This window comes from Nitrospira sp. Nam80 (assembly GCF_965152575.1).
Window position 1 is genome coordinate 3,818,945 of record NZ_OZ224216.1, and the last position, 15,205, is coordinate 3,834,149.

The 15,205-nt window shown below is 58.7% G+C and carries 14 protein-coding genes and 1 pseudogene; 13 read left to right on the forward strand and 2 right to left on the reverse strand.

Annotated features, from left to right (window positions below; translation table 11 throughout):
- The first annotated feature begins 99 nt into the window (after positions 1-99).
- On the forward strand, positions 100-1,929 hold the full coding sequence (locus ACWGXE_RS17910) for a tetratricopeptide repeat-containing sulfotransferase family protein (protein ID WP_447599378.1): 1,830 nt from the start codon (positions 100-102) through the stop codon (positions 1,927-1,929).
- A 136-nt stretch (positions 1,930-2,065) separates the two neighbouring features.
- Here the strand turns inward: ACWGXE_RS17910 and ACWGXE_RS17915 are convergent, their stop codons facing one another.
- Positions 2,066-2,644: a Fur family transcriptional regulator gene (locus ACWGXE_RS17915; RefSeq protein ID WP_447599379.1), complete on the reverse strand. Its 579-nt coding sequence runs from the start codon at positions 2,642-2,644 to the stop codon at positions 2,066-2,068.
- A gap of 204 nt (positions 2,645-2,848) precedes the next feature.
- Here ACWGXE_RS17915 and ACWGXE_RS17920 point away from each other — a divergent pair, with 204 nt between their 5' ends.
- The 12 genes from ACWGXE_RS17920 to ACWGXE_RS17975 all read left to right on the forward strand — a co-directional run bounded on the left by ACWGXE_RS17920 (position 2,849) and on the right by ACWGXE_RS17975 (position 14,285).
- Positions 2,849-3,103 carry a hypothetical protein gene (locus ACWGXE_RS17920; protein WP_447599380.1) on the forward strand — a complete coding sequence of 85 codons (255 nt, stop codon included), beginning with the start codon at positions 2,849-2,851 and terminating at the stop codon, positions 3,101-3,103.
- Positions 3,104-3,276: 173 nt separating this feature from the next.
- Positions 3,277-3,450 (forward strand): hypothetical protein, encoded by a 174-nt coding sequence (locus ACWGXE_RS17925; protein ID WP_447599382.1) that lies wholly within the window; start codon positions 3,277-3,279, stop codon positions 3,448-3,450.
- Positions 3,447-3,731: a DUF3649 domain-containing protein gene (locus tag ACWGXE_RS17930; protein WP_447599383.1), complete on the forward strand. Its 285-nt coding sequence runs from the start codon at positions 3,447-3,449 to the stop codon at positions 3,729-3,731. Before ACWGXE_RS17925 ends, ACWGXE_RS17930 begins: the two co-directional genes overlap by 4 nt.
- Positions 3,732-3,770: 39 nt before the next feature.
- Positions 3,771-5,312, forward strand: a complete 1,542-nt coding sequence (locus ACWGXE_RS17935) for a PepSY-associated TM helix domain-containing protein (protein ID WP_447599384.1) — start codon at positions 3,771-3,773, stop codon at positions 5,310-5,312.
- Positions 5,290-5,637 (forward strand): DUF3325 domain-containing protein, encoded by a 348-nt coding sequence (locus tag ACWGXE_RS17940; RefSeq protein ID WP_447599385.1) that lies wholly within the window; start codon positions 5,290-5,292, stop codon positions 5,635-5,637. Before ACWGXE_RS17935 ends, ACWGXE_RS17940 begins: the two co-directional genes overlap by 23 nt.
- Positions 5,638-5,798: 161 nt before the next feature.
- On the forward strand, positions 5,799-6,551 hold the full coding sequence (locus tag ACWGXE_RS17945) for a ZIP family metal transporter (RefSeq protein WP_447599386.1): 753 nt from the start codon (positions 5,799-5,801) through the stop codon (positions 6,549-6,551).
- A 1,038-nt stretch (positions 6,552-7,589) separates the two neighbouring features.
- Entirely contained in the window at positions 7,590-8,015 is a 426-nt protein-coding gene (gene exbB, locus ACWGXE_RS17950; RefSeq protein ID WP_447599387.1) for a TonB-system energizer ExbB, read from the forward strand.
- Positions 8,005-8,379 (forward strand): ExbD/TolR family protein, encoded by a 375-nt coding sequence (locus ACWGXE_RS17955; RefSeq protein ID WP_447599388.1) that lies wholly within the window; start codon positions 8,005-8,007, stop codon positions 8,377-8,379. Before exbB ends, ACWGXE_RS17955 begins: the two co-directional genes overlap by 11 nt.
- On the forward strand, positions 8,376-9,491 hold the full coding sequence (locus tag ACWGXE_RS17960) for a TonB family protein (RefSeq protein WP_447599389.1): 1,116 nt from the start codon (positions 8,376-8,378) through the stop codon (positions 9,489-9,491). The genes ACWGXE_RS17955 and ACWGXE_RS17960 overlap by 4 nt, the downstream gene beginning before the upstream one ends.
- Before the next feature lie 42 nt (positions 9,492-9,533).
- Entirely contained in the window at positions 9,534-9,992 is a 459-nt protein-coding gene (locus ACWGXE_RS17965; RefSeq protein WP_447599390.1) for a hypothetical protein, read from the forward strand.
- A gap of 69 nt (positions 9,993-10,061) precedes the next feature.
- A complete protein-coding gene (locus tag ACWGXE_RS17970; protein ID WP_447599391.1) occupies positions 10,062-11,144 on the forward strand; it encodes an efflux RND transporter periplasmic adaptor subunit in 1,083 nt (360 codons plus the stop codon).
- A gap of 21 nt (positions 11,145-11,165) precedes the next feature.
- Positions 11,166-14,285 carry an efflux RND transporter permease subunit gene (locus ACWGXE_RS17975; protein ID WP_447599392.1) on the forward strand — a complete coding sequence of 1,040 codons (3,120 nt, stop codon included), beginning with the start codon at positions 11,166-11,168 and terminating at the stop codon, positions 14,283-14,285.
- Positions 14,286-14,337: 52 nt separating this feature from the next.
- Here ACWGXE_RS17975 and ACWGXE_RS17980 read toward each other — a convergent pair.
- Positions 14,338-14,783, reverse strand: a pseudogene (locus ACWGXE_RS17980) (efflux RND transporter permease subunit).
- Positions 14,784-15,205 lie beyond the last annotated feature (422 nt).

Here is a 15,205-nt window from a genome sequence, read left to right on the forward strand (position 1 = left end):
GTCGCTCCTATGGTCTCTCCTATAGAGAGGGAAAGCGCTGTCCGCCGAAATATGATAGGCGGATGCCATGTTGTTCTATTGGGACAGGAGCAGATAGCGATGGGAATGCGATATTCCTCTTCTGATCTTGAGGGGCACGAGACGTCCGATCAATCGCTACGAGCCTCCATCCAAGCGGCGCTGGACCGCAACGATCCTGTCGCCGCCAAGAGGCTGTGCGAGGAACATCTGCGCACGCTGCCGGATGACCCGGATGCTCATCGGTATTTGGGGCACGTCCTGATGATGTTGGGCAATCGTGAGGGCGCCCTCAACATCGCGGCCCGTGCCACGGTATTGGCGCCGGACGATCCCCGCGTCTGGTCCGATCTGGGTCGAATCCGTGTCTTGTCCGGACATATGGGTGAAGCCGTTTCGTGTTTCGAAAAGGCCGTCGAACTCGTTCCGGATTATGCCGACGGCTGGCACAACTTGGGCCTGGCTCTCCGGCAGACGGGGCGGACACAGCGCGCATTTGACGCCTTGAAGCAGGCGCTGCTCATCGATCCGACTCGAGCCGAGACCTACTTGAGCCTCGGGAACTTGTTGGTTGACGCCAGACAGTTGGAAGACGCGATTGGTTGTTTCGAACGGGCGGTTGCCTATGATCCGTCAATGGCGAAAACTCACACCCGCCTGGCGCAGGAGCTTTCTCATCGAGGAGACGTCGATCGGGCCGAATCGTTGTTTCGGCGGTCTCTCTCACTCGATCCCGACAATGTCGAGAGCTGGTTCGGGCTGGGACGTACCTTGGAGGATCTCGGTCAGGCGGATGTGGCGTTGAGCTGCTATCGGAATGTTCTGGAGCGGCAACCAGGGCATGCCTTGGCGCTCGGCCACTATCTGGCGTTCGCGAAAAACGACGACGGTCAAGAATGGATCGATCAATTGGAGCCGGCGCTTGACAGAACGGATGGCTCACCCGAAGCAAAAGCTCTGATGGGGTATGGTTTGACGAAATGGTATGACAGGCGCGGCCGCTTCCGTGAAGCCGCCTCGGCTGGGATACGGGCCAATGCGGCGAGGCGGACCGCAGCCGGATCATTCAATCGCCCGACCCTCACCGCTCGAATCGACGCGATCATCGACGCGTATCCCGCCGAGTTTTTTGTGGCACGCCGCCATATCGGCATCGGCACCGATCAACCGGTGTTCATCGTCGGATTACCACGCTCCGGCACGACCCTGACAGAACAGATTCTCTCAGCCCATCCACTCCTACATGGCGCGGGCGAGTTGCCCGACCTGGCCCGGCTCGCAGCGAAATCCCTTGAAGGAGCCGATGCTGCCCCTTGGCAGGCCGCTCTGCGGTTGGACGATACCATGACCGGCCACCGATTCGCCCATGAATATTTGGCCGCGTTGCGGCACAGTGCCCCAGCAAATTCCCGGCGCATCAGCGACAAGCAGCCGCTGAACTTTTTTCATCTGGCCTTTGCCGCGCTACTCTTCCCGAATGCCCGTGTGCTCCATTGCCGGCGCGACCCACGCGACAACGCCCTCTCGATCTGGATGGAGAATTTCAATCGCGATCAGACGTATGCCACGGACTTCGAAGACCTGGCTCATTTCATGACCGAATATCGCCGGTTGATGGCGCATTGGCACGGCAGCCTCCCGTTACAGATCCTGGACATTCAGTACGAGGACACGGTGGCGGATCTCGAAAAACAGTCACGTCGAATCATGGCGTTTCTGAAAGTACCCTGGGACGAGCGCTGCCTCGACTTCCATCAAGTCGATCGAGCCGTGCAAACGCCCAGCCGTTGGCAGGTGCGGCAGCCGATCTACAACCGTTCCGTCGGCCGCTGGCGAACTTACCGTGAATATCTGCCCGAACTGGAAACAGCGTTTGCGGACCTGGGCGGCGATGGGCGAACGACGGCGTGACAATTCTCATCCGGGTAAGAGCCATTGTGCAGGCCAGGCCCCGTTCGACAGAGAAGGTTGGAAGGTGCTTTAGCGAAAGAAACCTTTCAGGGCTGGAACATGAAGCCACGGCATGACGCTCGGCATCATGTCCCACTCAATTCGACTGAATAGTCTGATTCAGAGGAAAGGGGAGGCACTGACGGGACGAACGGAAGCTCACTGGACGGCGCGATTGCGCGACATTCACGCCGGAGAACCTGCATTTCGAGCAAAGCCCATATAGCTCAAGGTTCTGCGCGGTCAGAGAAAACCCATGAGCGGCGGCGATTTTATGTCGCAGATTGTCGATGGCGACATCATGGAACTCCAGGATTGCGCCGCAGTCGGTACAGATCAGGTGGTCATGGTCGCCCTTTGACGAGAGGTTATCGTACTGAGCCTCTTCTCCGAAACGCCGGCGCCGGGCGATACCCATCTTACAGAGCATGCCCATCGTTCGATAAATCGTACTCAGAGAAACTCGTTGGCCCTTGATAGTAAGCAGGCCGTAGAGTTCATGAACGGTGATGTGATTTTGCGAGAGAAATGCGTTAAGGATCCGCTCACGCGGACGGCTCCACTTCCGAGACGAACACCCCCGGGTCGAACGAAGTCGGGCGATGTTCTCCTGAATGATCAGGTTCGGCTCAACAGAACACATAGGTGGGCGGTTTGTTCTCACGTGCTCGTCCATCCTTCTGTGATAACATTCCAGTGATGACGACAGTGACCTTTACTTCTATAAGACGAATCATGCAGGTTGTTTCCTCATCCTTGTCATAGTCCGGCTGGGTGGCTCCCTTCCTTTTTCCGGAAACTGAACATTCCCTTGTTCTCCGCCGGTCGCCTACACTTCCGGCATTGTTCGTGCGTCACCGTAGTGGGGAGAGTCGTTTCCGTGAGCCAAGGCGATCTGCTGCGAGCCTTCGAATCCTGTACGCTGGATTTGCGACGGTTCCTCGCCACACGACTCCAATGCGAAGAAACCGCCGGGCAGAACCTCCGAGCCTTTTTCTTCCAGATTGCCGAGAATCTCGGCGATCAACTCGACATCTCGGTGGTTGTCCGGGCGGATGCGGCCGCCTACGCCTCGCCGATTCTCTTTTTCGGCGAGCCGTGGACCGTGCTGGCCGCAGTGGGACTGAGATTTTGAAAAGACCGAACGAGTGGTTGGTCATTCGCCGGCAAAATGACGCGCACAAGACCTTGGACGTGTCGATAACACGTCGGCTTATTCACTCGGTGTGATTTGGAATACGGGCGAGGTGTGGTTTCCAGAAGGCGACACGTCTTTTAGATATGGCAAAGTGCGTGCCGGGCGCTGCCATGCGAACCGTGTCTGCTCGTGTCGGGACCATGGTCCTGCTGTCCGGCTGTGCGGACGGTCGATGGGCGCATCCCTTACGGACCGAGTCGCAAACCCAACAAGATTGGGATATGTGCAGAGCGGAGGTCTTAGCCGGACATGAGCAAAAGGAGACCATGGGGGCAGCCGCTTGAACAAGCTTTCGTGGCAGAACGTGGCCGCTCGTGTCGCCGCCGCAGCGCTGGGCGGATACACCCTGACCTACTCCGTCACGGCTTGTTTGGCGCTATTGTTGCCGTTCTCGAAATCCGAGGCGGTCCTGATCGCGTCGATGCCGTCTTTTGCATTCTATACGGCTGCGATTCTGTGGGCCTTTGCCGCGCCGACGCCTCTTCGTGCCTGGCTCGGCTTGTTGATTCCGGCGGCCATTTGCGCCGTGGTTGCCTTCCCGGTTGCGCGGGCCGCCGGCGGATGAGCCGGCCGGCCGCTGTCACAAGGATTACTCGACGCGGCCATGAAAGCCAGCTTCACACAATCGATGGATTGGCTGCATACCTGGGGCGGATTGCTCTTTGGATGGCTTTTGTTTGCCGTCTTTCTCACCGGCACCTTGACCGTCTTCGACAAGGAAATCACCTATTGGATGCAGCCGGAGCTGCATCATCTGCCGGCCGCCGCACCCAACATCGAAGCCGCCTCACGACTCCTGGAGAAGCTGGGCGGCCATTCGGATCACTGGTGGATCCAGCTTCCCACCAGCCGCATTCCCGTAACCAGGATCTTTTGGAAGATCGACGACAAGTTTGAAGAACGGCTGATCGACCCGATCTCAGGCGGTGCGCTCGCCGCGCGCCAGACGCAGGGAGGCGAATTCTTTTACCGATTCCATTATCAGTTGCATTTGGATCGTGCGGGCATATGGATCGTCGGCGCCGCCGCCATGGTCATGCTGGTGGCTTTGGTGACCGGCTTGGTCATTCATCGACGGTTCTTCAAAGATTTTTTCACCTTCCGCCCGCAGGCCTCTTCTCATCGCGCCTGGCTGGACCTTCACAATGGGACGAGCGTGCTCGCGCTGCCGTTCCATTTCATGATTACGTTCACCGGGCTCGTGATTTTCTGGCAGGTTTACATCCCGGCCGGAGTCGATCTGTTCTATGGCGGCGATCCGGAAAAGTTATTCGATGATGTCGAACAACATATCGAGCGGCCTCCTCAACACAGTTCGGCACCGCTGGTTTCCTTACAGGCACTCGAGCGGAGAGCCCGTACCCATTGGGACGGCGGAACGACCGAATGGATCGAAGTCAACCATCCGGGCGACTTGCGGGCAACCGTCGATATCAGTCGTCGTCCCGACGATCGACTTGCATTGATCTCCGACCGGGTGACTTTCGACGGCGCGACGGGAGAAGTCTTGCAAGTTTGGGAAGGTAGCCGTCCGGCCTTTCTGACCTATTCCGTGCTGATCGGACTTCATTATATTTGGTTCGACAAGATCACGATCCGATGGCTCTATTTCTTGATGGGTCTGGCAGGCAGCGCCATGATCGCCACGGGACTTGTACTCTGGACAGTAAAACGGCGCGAGCGGCATGCGGACGGAGCAACAGCAGTCTCGTACCGCATCGTTGAAGGACTGAATATCGCCGTCGTGGCAGGCCTGCCGGTGGCGGTGGGGGCATTTCTTTGGGCCAACCGACTGGTACCGGTGGAGGTCCCCGATCGCGCCCTCTGGGAGATGCGTCTTTTTTTTCTTATCTGGAGCGCCTGTGCCGTCCAGGCTGTTCTGAGGCGGGATGCCAGGTCCGCGTGGAAGCAACTATTATACAGCGCAGGCGCTCTATTTGGGTTGCTGCCGCTGCTTAATATGGCGACCACACAGAGTCACATGCTCCTGACGATCCCCAACGGAATGTGGCGCCTGGCCGGTGTTGATCTGACCGGCCTGGCAGCCGGCATCCTATTCGGGTGGACTGCTTGGCGCATGGGCCGGCCGGCGGAAGTCGCGTCGCAGGCGCGGGTGAGGCAGCATGCCGAAGCCGAATCGGTGTGACATGCGATGGGTCGAACTGGCGCTCACTTACAATGGCTTGCTCGCCTTGTGCCTCGCCATGCCGAAACACTATCGGCAAATTTTCGCACACCACCCGGCCGGCATACTGATGTCTCTATTTCGAATGGGAGGCTGGCTGCTCTTGAGCGCGTCGTTGGGCGCGTCGGTCGCCGTGAACGGATGGGCCTTTGGACCGATCGAATGGGTCGGCATGCTCACCGTCACCGGGCTGGGGGTGGTATTGCTGTTGCCGTTCGCGCCTCGGATGACCGCACTGACAGGATTAGCCGTCCTGTTGTCATCCTCCATCCTCATGTTCTTGTGACAGATAGAACAGGGCAGAACCGGCGAGGCGTTCCGCGCAATGGAAAAACAGTGTCGCATTAGGGCGTGCTTTTCTCACGTTTGCGTATCTATTATGGGGCAGATGATACATCCAATCATGCTACGCCAACTTCACGAACCCGGGTCAATCGACCTTTTTCCATGCTGGATCTCATCGGATTAGGCGCCATCGCCGGCGTGCTGCCGGTTTACCTTGGAATCGGGGTGGCCATCCTGGTTCGTCGAGCGGTTTCTCGCTCATGGGAGAGCGGCCTGATCGGCACCGCCGCCGGCGTGCTCATCTACCTCTTCTTCGATTTGATGCATGAAGCGGTGGAACTGACCGGCGCGCGCGACCCCTTCTCCTGGCTGGTTTTTCTAGGCAGCCTATTCGCCAGCTTCGTCGGACTCGTCATCCTTGACGAGCGCCAACTTGGAAAAGACCGGCGCGCTGCGCGTTCCTTGTCCCTTCCCTATGTCATCGCCCTCGGCATGGGATTGCATAACCTCGGCGAAGGCCTGGCCATCGGCGCCAGCTATGCCAACGGTGAATGGGTGTTAAGCGGCCTGCTGGTTGCCGGATTTGCGCTTCATAACGGGACTGAAGGGTTCGGCATTGTCGGAGCCGCCGGACAATCGGTGATTCGACCGCGCGACGTCCTGCTGTTGGGCCTCCTCGCCGGCGCGCCGACTTGCCTGGGCGCGGTCTTGAGCGGGCTCGCGCTGTCGCCCTACCTCACCATCCTGTGGTACGCGCTCGCGGCAGGATCATTGCTGTATGTCATGTTTGCACTGGTGGCCATGACCTACACGAGCACCCGCAAGGTCCATATGGCGTATGGCGTCGTGGGCGGCATTGCGCTCATGTTCCTAACCGCCATGCTTCTGTTGCTGTGGGGCGGTATTCGCTCTTGACCTACCGCCGGGCTCGCGACACGACCGTCATTCACCTTGTAATCGAGGTAACGACGATGCCGGAAGAGCAATGTCCGCTTCAAGCGAATCTACTGTGCCAGCGCATCGGCGTTTCATTTCAAACTCGTCGCGAGCGATGGGTCAAGCGATGTAACCGTCGCGGTCCTCTCGAATATAGAGAACATCGAGGAAGCGGAAACGATGATGCTTGCGCTGCCCGAAACACTGATAGATCGCGGCCACACGGATCGCGCCTGATTCGCTGATCGCGCTCGCTATCGGGACCCTGGCGTGAAGTCAGGCCGCGCCTAAGGGAAGGTCGTCCGACCATCCTTAAAGCGCCACAGAACATGTTCCAGTCTTTCTAAGCGCGATTGATCGGGAAGCGAGTCCAGGAATCGAACCAGCGTCTGATCTATCGTAACCGACAACTTCTCTTTCATGTTCTATGTGCCAGCTTAGCTCCAAGGAGGATACCGTCTGTTCAATCCCGCCTGGGATCTCACGTCGGAATCGGCCGTGCTATTAATGCGTTGAACGGCATTCAATGCCAGATTTCTGTAAGTTAATCATCGCCTTACCAAATTTTCTCATAGAGATGCGGAATCGCCTCGATCAAACGTCTCTTACTAGAGGGGTGCATTGCGCCTAGCCTGCACTGTTCATGACGGTTGGTCGCGAACTTGGGGAAGGTGCGTCCCGGCGTGCCTGGGAGGGCGGGTGTAAGCCTCAGTCGCCAAGCGAGGTCCACGGCGCGAAGAATAATGAGCGCCATGTTGGTGGACGCTGGCGAGTCGGTGAACCGGCAGTATCTTGCAAGCACAGCTACGAGGGACCGAGGCGTACTTGAAACAGTACGTCGAGGTCCTGAGAGGCGTGCACGCCCGCCGACTGGCTTGTCGTAGCGGTGAATCCGCGATCGCAGCAGAGCCGTTCATGAATAATGCTGGCTAGAGGCCGCCTTGTATTCCCCACCGGGCCCGACAGCTGGACAATAGACACGGATGAACAAAGCTCGAACTGAAAGGTACGGCTGCAATGGAAGGACTCAAAGAGTTAGTTGATTACGGCATCATCGGATTGCTCGTGGCTCTCAGTATATGGGCCGTGGCGGTGGCCGTGGAACGCTGGATCTACTATCGGCGCGTAGACACCGCCCGCTTTCAGACGCAACAGGAGTTTGAGATCGCGCTCACCAAACGGCTGGTCGTGATCGGCACGGTCGCCGCAAACGCCCCCTACATCGGCCTGCTCGGGACGGTGCTAGGCATCATGCTGACATTCCACACCATGGGCACGTCCGGCACGATGGCCGTCCAGACCATCATGGTCGGCTTGAGCCTTGCACTCAAAGCCACCGCCGTCGGTCTGCTCGTGGCGATTCCCTGTGTCGTCTTGAATAATATTCTCCGGCGCCGCGTCAACGAGCTTATCACCCAGTTCGAGGTTCAACATGGAACGTGAACTCGATCAGATCAACGTCATTCCGCTCGTGGATGTGATGCTGGTGCTGCTGGTCATCGTTCTGACCACGGCCACGTTCATCTCGACCGGGCAAGTTCCGGTTGAATTGGCAAAAGCCAAAGAGGCCGGCGATCGAAAGGACACGCCGCTGGTCATTACGATGACCGCCGACGGGGGTCTCTTCATGAATGACCAACCCGTTCCGCCGGATGGACTTAAGATTGTTCTCACATCTCATCCCAGAGAATCGCTGGTACTGGTTCGCGCCGACAAAATTACCGTCCTGGAGCGATTCGTGAGCGTGGTCGATGAAGTACGCGGCCTTGGATTCCGGCAGGTGAGCCTCGAAGTGGTCAAATCGTGAGCACGGATGCTCGGCAATCGCGCCCCGCGCGCTATTCCGTCTGCTGGGTCTTGTCCATCGCCATTCATGGAATGGTCGTGGGCGCAGCCCTGGCATTGGTATCCGATCTGACGCTTCCGCCCTCTCAGGAACGGTTCTCCTGGGACGTGGCGGTCGTAGAGAAACCTGCGCCACCCGAGCCGGCGGCTCCCGCTCCGCCTCCCGTCACTCCGACTCCTCCGGAACCTCAGCCGGTGAAGACGCCGGTGTCCGCCAAACCTCGCCCTATCAAGCACGTGCCTATCGTGCCCGCGCAACAACCGGTCCAGGCAGCGCAGCCACTGGAAGCGGTTCGGCCGGTACAGGAGGTTCAGCAGCCTCACGAGGTCCAATCAGCGCGTGAAACTCAGCCTGTCCAAGAAGTTCAGCCCGTGCGGGAAGCACAGATTCAACAGACGCTGCAGCCGGTCCAGCAAGCGGCGCAGGAGCTGGCCACGGCGGTGACCCGCCCCCTTCAAGACGAGAGCCGGCCGGCACGCGAAGTGACACAACCGGTATCGCACAACGACGCGTCGGTTGAAACGGCGGAGCCGGTTGAAAGGACTCTTCAAACCGCCCAGCCGCTGATGAGGGGCGAGCAGGTTGAAGCCTCTGAAGTACAAGATTACGCCGTCACATCCGTCCCTTCCGTCACCCAACACACAACGGTTGAAGAATCACAGGTCCCGGTGGAGGCCGCTCCGAAAGTGGAACAGCCCGTAGCGGCTCGACACACGCCGGCCGTTCACCAGCGAACCGTGCAACATATGCCCGTTCGTGCAAAACCCGCCGCTCGGCCCGACTATGGTTGGTTGGCTCAAGCGCTGTGGGCCAATGTGGATCAAAGAAAACGCTATCCGGCGGAGGCGAAGCGCAACCGTTGGGAAGGCAACGTCGTCCTTCGTCTGACGATTGAGCAGCGGGGCACCGCTCTCCATCTGCTTGACCTGACATTGGAGGAAAGTTCCGGACATGCCGTGCTGGACAAGCACACGCAGGAAATGGTCCGCAAGGCGTTCCCGCTCGAGGTCAAGCACGCGTTGTCGCAGCCTCGGATTCAACTCCACGTGCCCTTCTCTTACTCGATGCAATGACGACAAAAAACGCTAATGGTACCTGAACGACTGGAGGGATTTATGATCTATCGACGACCCGCTGCCCGGCATCCGTTCTATATCTTCATCCTGCTCTCAGCGCTGCTGGGAGTTTCCGGCGTCTCCGCGCTGGCCCAACAGAACGGCGAGAAATCTTTTCATGCCGTCGCTACCGATGCCAAAGGCGTGGAGACCGACCTTAAAAACGTGCTGTTCTACTGGGAAGAAAAAGTGAGCGAAACGGCGTTTATCCCGCACGAATTGAAACACCTGCCGGTCAAGCGGGGGACCGCGACCGTCAACATCAAATTTGATGGGATCAAACATATCGAGGTGAAGGCGAACGGAGAGAACACTCTGCCCGTCCTCCACATTACGCTGAGCAATGGAAAGACCGGCGAGTTCCCCTTGGCTATCGAGGGCAACTTCAAAGGAGACTCCGATTTTGGAGCGGTAGAGGTCCCGGTCCATGACTTGAAGAAGCTTGAATTCAAGCCGTGACGGCCGGCAATTGTGCGGCGGAAATCCGCTATTCATGCATTCCAATGATCTTGAGCACCAAGACGACACATGAATTCCCGTCGCAGCACGTATCTGTCCTTTGCCCTCCTATTGGCGGCCTCTGCGTTCTTTACCCTGAAGTGGACGGGGATTCACGCCATTCCCGCTTCGGATGTGGTCGGCGGTGCCGATGAAGAGACAAGCGTCTCTCTGGCACCGGTGACCGTTGAGCACATCCGGCAGAGTACGAAAGCCGTCGGGACACTTCACGCCAACGAATCCATCATGATCCGGCCGGAGATCCCCGGCCGGGTCCGACACGTCCTGTTCCAGGAAGGCCAAGCCGTGGAGAAAGACGCCTTTCTGATTGAACTGGACGATTCGGAACTCCAAGCGGAGCTTGCACAAGCTGCCGCTCAACTCCGAGTCTCACGCCTGACGTATGAGCGAATCAAACAGTTGGACATTGACGGCAAACGGTATGTCCCGAAGCAACAGCTCGATGAAGTCGCGGGCTCTCTTCAAGCAGCTCAAGCCGCTCACGTGCTGTACACGACACGCCTGGCAAAAACCAAGATGCGGGCGCCGTTTGCCGGTTTGATCGGGATCCGCCGCATCTCTCCGGGGGATTTTGTCGTGGCCGGTCAGGACCTCGTCAATCTCGATGACGTGCGCACTCTCAAAATCGATTTCAAGATATCGGAAACCCTTCTGCGCCACCTCGTCCCTGGACAGTCCATCGAAGTGACCACGGACGCCTATCCGGGAGAAATCTTTCAGGGTACGGTCTACGTGGTGGATCCGAGGGTCGATATGTCCACCCGATCGATCCAGGCGCGGGCGCGCATTCCGAACGTTCAGTATCGACTGCGTCCCGGCATGTTCGCTCAGCTCACCCTGTTCCTGGGACAACTGGAACGCGCGCTCCTCATTCCCGAGGAAGCAGTGGTTCCGCAGAAAGACAAAAGCTTTGTCTATCGAGCCGAGGGAGGAACGGCACGGTGGACCGAAGTGCAGCTCGGGATGCGCACGCGCGGCTATGTGCAAGTTGTGCAGGGCCTCCGGGAACAGGATCTGGTTGTCCGAGTCGGCCATCACAAACTGCAGGACGGCACCCGTATCCGAGCGCTGGCCGAACCGATTCCTCGCTGAACCTCAATCGCAGCGCTCCGCATGAAACTGTCGAATATTTCCATTCAGCGTCCCGTTTTGGCGACGGTCATGACGCTCTTGCTGATGCTGTTCGGCCTGCTGTCCTATTCCAAGCTGCCGGTCCGCCAATATCCGGACATTACGTTTCCCATCATTTCGGTGCAGACTGTCTATCCCGGCGCGGACGCCAAGTTGGTCGAAACCGACGTCACCACGATTATCGAAGAAACGCTGAGCGGCATCGAAGGGCTTCGCACATTGCGCTCCGTCAGTCGTGAAGGACTGTCCGCCATCGGACTCGAATTCGCACTCACGCGGAATGTCGATGCGGCGGCCAACGACGTCCGGGACCGGGTGGCAAGCGTGCGGCATTTGCTTCCTCCTGGAATCGAAGCTCCGCTGGTCATGAAGGTCGACAGCGAAGCGGACGGCATCATGTGGCTGGCTCTGATCAGTGATCGACATACCGAATTGGAGATCACGGATTTCGCCGAGCGCCAGGTTAAGGATCAACTGTCGTCATTGCCGGAAGTCTCGCGAGTGTTGCTCGATGGACAACGGCGGTACGCCATGCGGATTTGGCTCGATCCGGATCGTCTGGCGTCCCGCGTGCTCACGGTCCAGGACGTCGAAGACGCCGTTCGGACGCAGAACGTCTCCATTCCCGGAGGACGCCTCGAAAGCGCCGAGCGGGAATTTAGCGTCCGCATGAGCGGCGGATTGGTGAAGGCGGAGCAATTCAATCAGCTTATTCTGGCCTACCGTGGCGGCTACCCCATCCGCCTGCAGGATGTCGGCTCGGCCGAAATCGGCGCCGAAGACGATCGGAAACTGGTTCGCGTCAATGGCAGGCCTGCGGTCGGTTTGGGCATCATGAAGCAATCCAAGGCAAACACGCTGGCGGTTGCGCGAGCGGTCAAGGCCAAGCTGCCGGCCCTGGAAGCCTTGTTGCCGCCCGGCATGCAATTACTCATGGCCTTCGACAGTTCGATCTATATCGAGGAATCCCTTCGTGAAGTCTATGTGGCGGTGGGGCTGTCTCTCGCTTTGGTCGTGCTCGTGGTGTTCGTATTTTTAGGCAATGCCAGGGCCACCTTGATCCCGGTCGTCGCCATTCCCGGTTCGGTGTTAGGCACATTCATCATCATGCAGGTGACCGACTGTTCCATCAATACGATTACACTGCTGGGATTCGTGCTGGCCATCGGGTTAGTGGTCGACGATGCCATCGTCGTAGTCGAGAACGTCTATCGCCGAATTGAACAGGGCTCGAGCCCGATACATGCGGCGGCCGAAGGTAGCCGCGAGATCGGGTTCGCCGTCATCTCGACAACATTGACATTGGCGGGCGTCTTTGTCCCGATCATTTTTATCCCCGGCGTCATCGGCCGTCTGTTTACCGAGCTCGGCATCGCCGTTGCCGGATCGGTCCTGCTGTCCGGCTTTATTGCGTTGACCCTCACGCCGGCCATGTGCGCCCGGATGTTGAAAGCGAGATCGGCGAACATGGCCGAGGGCGGGGATGCGACGCCGAATCCAGGCGGTTGGATTGAATGGATGACAGACGGGTATCGCCGGAGTCTGTCCGCCGCCTTGGGCGCCCGGCCGGCGGTGATCGGCTGCGCCGCCCTTTCCCTGCTCATCAGCGCCATCTTAATGACCCGGTTGCCGGCCGAACTCGCCCCTGTAGAGGACACCGGATGGTTTACGGTTCATCTCAATGCTCCAGAAGGCTCGACCCTCGCCTACACGGACCGCTATACCAGGCAGGCGGAGGAGTTGCTGGCTCGCATTCCGGAAATGGATTCCTATTACACTGTGGTCGCGCGAGGAGACCGTCAGGCGGTAGTGAATCGCGCCGTCAGTTGGGTGTCGCTGAAGGATTGGTCGCTGAGGGACCGGCTCCAGCAACGGATCGTCGATGAAGTGACGACTCCTCTCGCCACGATACCGGGCGTCTCGGCCTACGCAATCAATCCTCCTCCGATTGATGTGGTGGATGACGGCAAGAACCCCGTGCAGCTCGTCATCCGAGGGCCTACCTATGAAGTATTGGACGAAGTCGTTTCGAGTATCAGAGAAGAGCTGTTCGGCCGGCCATTATCGGCCAATTTCTCGTCCGACCTTGATCTGAACAAGCCGGAGGTGCGCGTCGATGTCAATCGCGACAAGGCGGCTGATCTCGGCATCCCGGTTGAGACTATCGGCAGGACGATGGAAACGTTTCTTGGCGGGCGGAAAGCCTCCACCTTCATCCGGGACGGGCGAGAGTACCCGGTGATCATCCAAACCCAGTCGCAGCACCGCAGCACGGTTTCGAATATCGAGCACCTCCAGGTCAGAGGCACAGCGGGTCACCTGATTCCGCTCAATAATGTCGTCGCGATTCGCGAAACGGTGGCGCCCCGACAACTCAATCATTATGACAAGTTGAGGTCGGTCACGATCAGCACCGGCGTGGAGCCCGGTGCCACGCTCGGCCAGTCGTTGGAATCATTGGAACAAGTGGCGCGCAAGCACGTCCCGGCGGGAGCGACCATCAGTTATGCCGGAGAGTCGAAAGAGTTCAAAGAGTCGGGCGGCAGGCTTCATTTGACCTTCGCCCTGGCCTTGCTCGTCATTTATTTGATCTTGGCCGCGCAATTCGAAAGCTTCCGCCATCCGGTGACGGTCCTTGTCTCGGTGCCGCCCGCCCTTGCCGGAGCGCTCTTGGCGCTAGCCCTATCGCACGGCACGATGAACATCTATAGCGAGATCGGGCTAATGATTCTCATCGGGTTGGTTACGAAGAACGCCATTCTGATCGTCGAATTTGCCAACCAGCTGTGTGGACGGGGCATGGACGTGCATTCCGCCGTCGTCGAAGCCGCGGCGCTTCGGCTACGCCCCATCATCATGACGACGGCCGCGACAATTTTGGCTGCGCTGCCTTTGGCACTCGCCGCGGGAGCGGGCGCCGCCGGGCGGCGCCACATCGGGCTGGTCGTCATCGGTGGTCTGATTGTTTCCACCGCCCTGACACTCTTCTTTGTCCCGGTTATCTACACCCTCCTGGCTCGACGAATCTCAACCGACGCGATCCGCGGAACCGACTTTCCTACCGGCTTGATCCATCCAGCTCCGGCAGAAACGAACGGGTAAGGCGCTCGCTTGATTGCCCGGCATCGATTATGCCGATCAAAGCATGTCACTTTCATTTCTCGTGTGCCATTTGTTCCACCCGGTGCAGCAGCTTGAAGAGAACCGGGAGCACGATGAGGATCAACTCCGCCGACGTCAGCATCCCGCCGACCACGACGCGCGCGAGCGGCTGCTGAGATTGCGATCCGATTCCGGTCGCGACCGCCGCAGGCAGGAGTCCGATTGCCGCAGCCAGCGAGGTCATGAGGACCGGTCGCATCCGCATCTCCGCGCTCTTCAAAATAGCCGCATGAAGATCCTGCCCTCCTGCAAGAGATCTCGAATGCGGGTCACCAGGATTAACGCGCCTTGCACCGCCACACCGAACAACGAAATGAAGCCGACGGCGGCCGAAATACTAAAATGGGTCCCCGTTACGACGAGCGTCAACACGCCGCCGACCAACGAAAAAGGGACGGCGAACAGCACCAGGCAGGCGTCACGGAAGGACCCCAGCACAAAATAGACGAGGAATAAAATCAGCAACAGCGTCAAGGGAACAATCGTGGTGCCATTCGATTCGATACCCTTCCGGGCAGCGCCACCTCGCAGCTGATTCGGCGCTGTGCTTCTGTCACGGTGCTCGCCAAATCGCGCCCCCGCACGCTGAACTTGATCGGAATGTACCGCTCGTTGTTCTCCTTATAGACAATGAACGAGCCGGTCTGTTCGCGAATTAAGGCGAGTTGCTTCAAGGGAGTCCTGGCTCCCCCCGGGAGTGCTCAGCCTCGGAGGCCGGTCAAGGTATGAAAGAGAACGAGTCGCGGTCGCGGCGAGCATCGTCGACAAGTATCGCCGCCGCATGAAATTCATCGGCGGTTTCGTTTTCGTCGGACTCGACAACCTGTTGCAAGTCGGCATGCGGGCCTGTCATATCGCCG

Coding starts and splice junctions, on each gene's coding strand:
- ACWGXE_RS17970 (WP_447599391.1), top strand. CDS start 10,062: ATGAATTCCCGTCGCAGCACGTATCTGTCCTTTGCCCTCCTATTGGCG.
- ACWGXE_RS17935 (WP_447599384.1), top strand. CDS start 3,771: ATGAAAGCCAGCTTCACACAATCGATGGATTGGCTGCATACCTGGGGC.
- ACWGXE_RS17955 (WP_447599388.1), top strand. CDS start 8,005: ATGGAACGTGAACTCGATCAGATCAACGTCATTCCGCTCGTGGATGTG.
- ACWGXE_RS17940 (WP_447599385.1), top strand. CDS start 5,290: ATGCCGAAGCCGAATCGGTGTGACATGCGATGGGTCGAACTGGCGCTC.
- ACWGXE_RS17925 (WP_447599382.1), top strand. CDS start 3,277: ATGCGAACCGTGTCTGCTCGTGTCGGGACCATGGTCCTGCTGTCCGGC.
- ACWGXE_RS17945 (WP_447599386.1), top strand. CDS start 5,799: ATGCTGGATCTCATCGGATTAGGCGCCATCGCCGGCGTGCTGCCGGTT.
- ACWGXE_RS17910 (WP_447599378.1), top strand. CDS start 100: ATGGGAATGCGATATTCCTCTTCTGATCTTGAGGGGCACGAGACGTCC.
- exbB (WP_447599387.1), top strand. CDS start 7,590: ATGGAAGGACTCAAAGAGTTAGTTGATTACGGCATCATCGGATTGCTC.
- ACWGXE_RS17975 (WP_447599392.1), top strand. CDS start 11,166: ATGAAACTGTCGAATATTTCCATTCAGCGTCCCGTTTTGGCGACGGTC.
- ACWGXE_RS17915 (WP_447599379.1), bottom strand. CDS start 2,644: ATGGACGAGCACGTGAGAACAAACCGCCCACCTATGTGTTCTGTTGAG.
- ACWGXE_RS17965 (WP_447599390.1), top strand. CDS start 9,534: ATGATCTATCGACGACCCGCTGCCCGGCATCCGTTCTATATCTTCATC.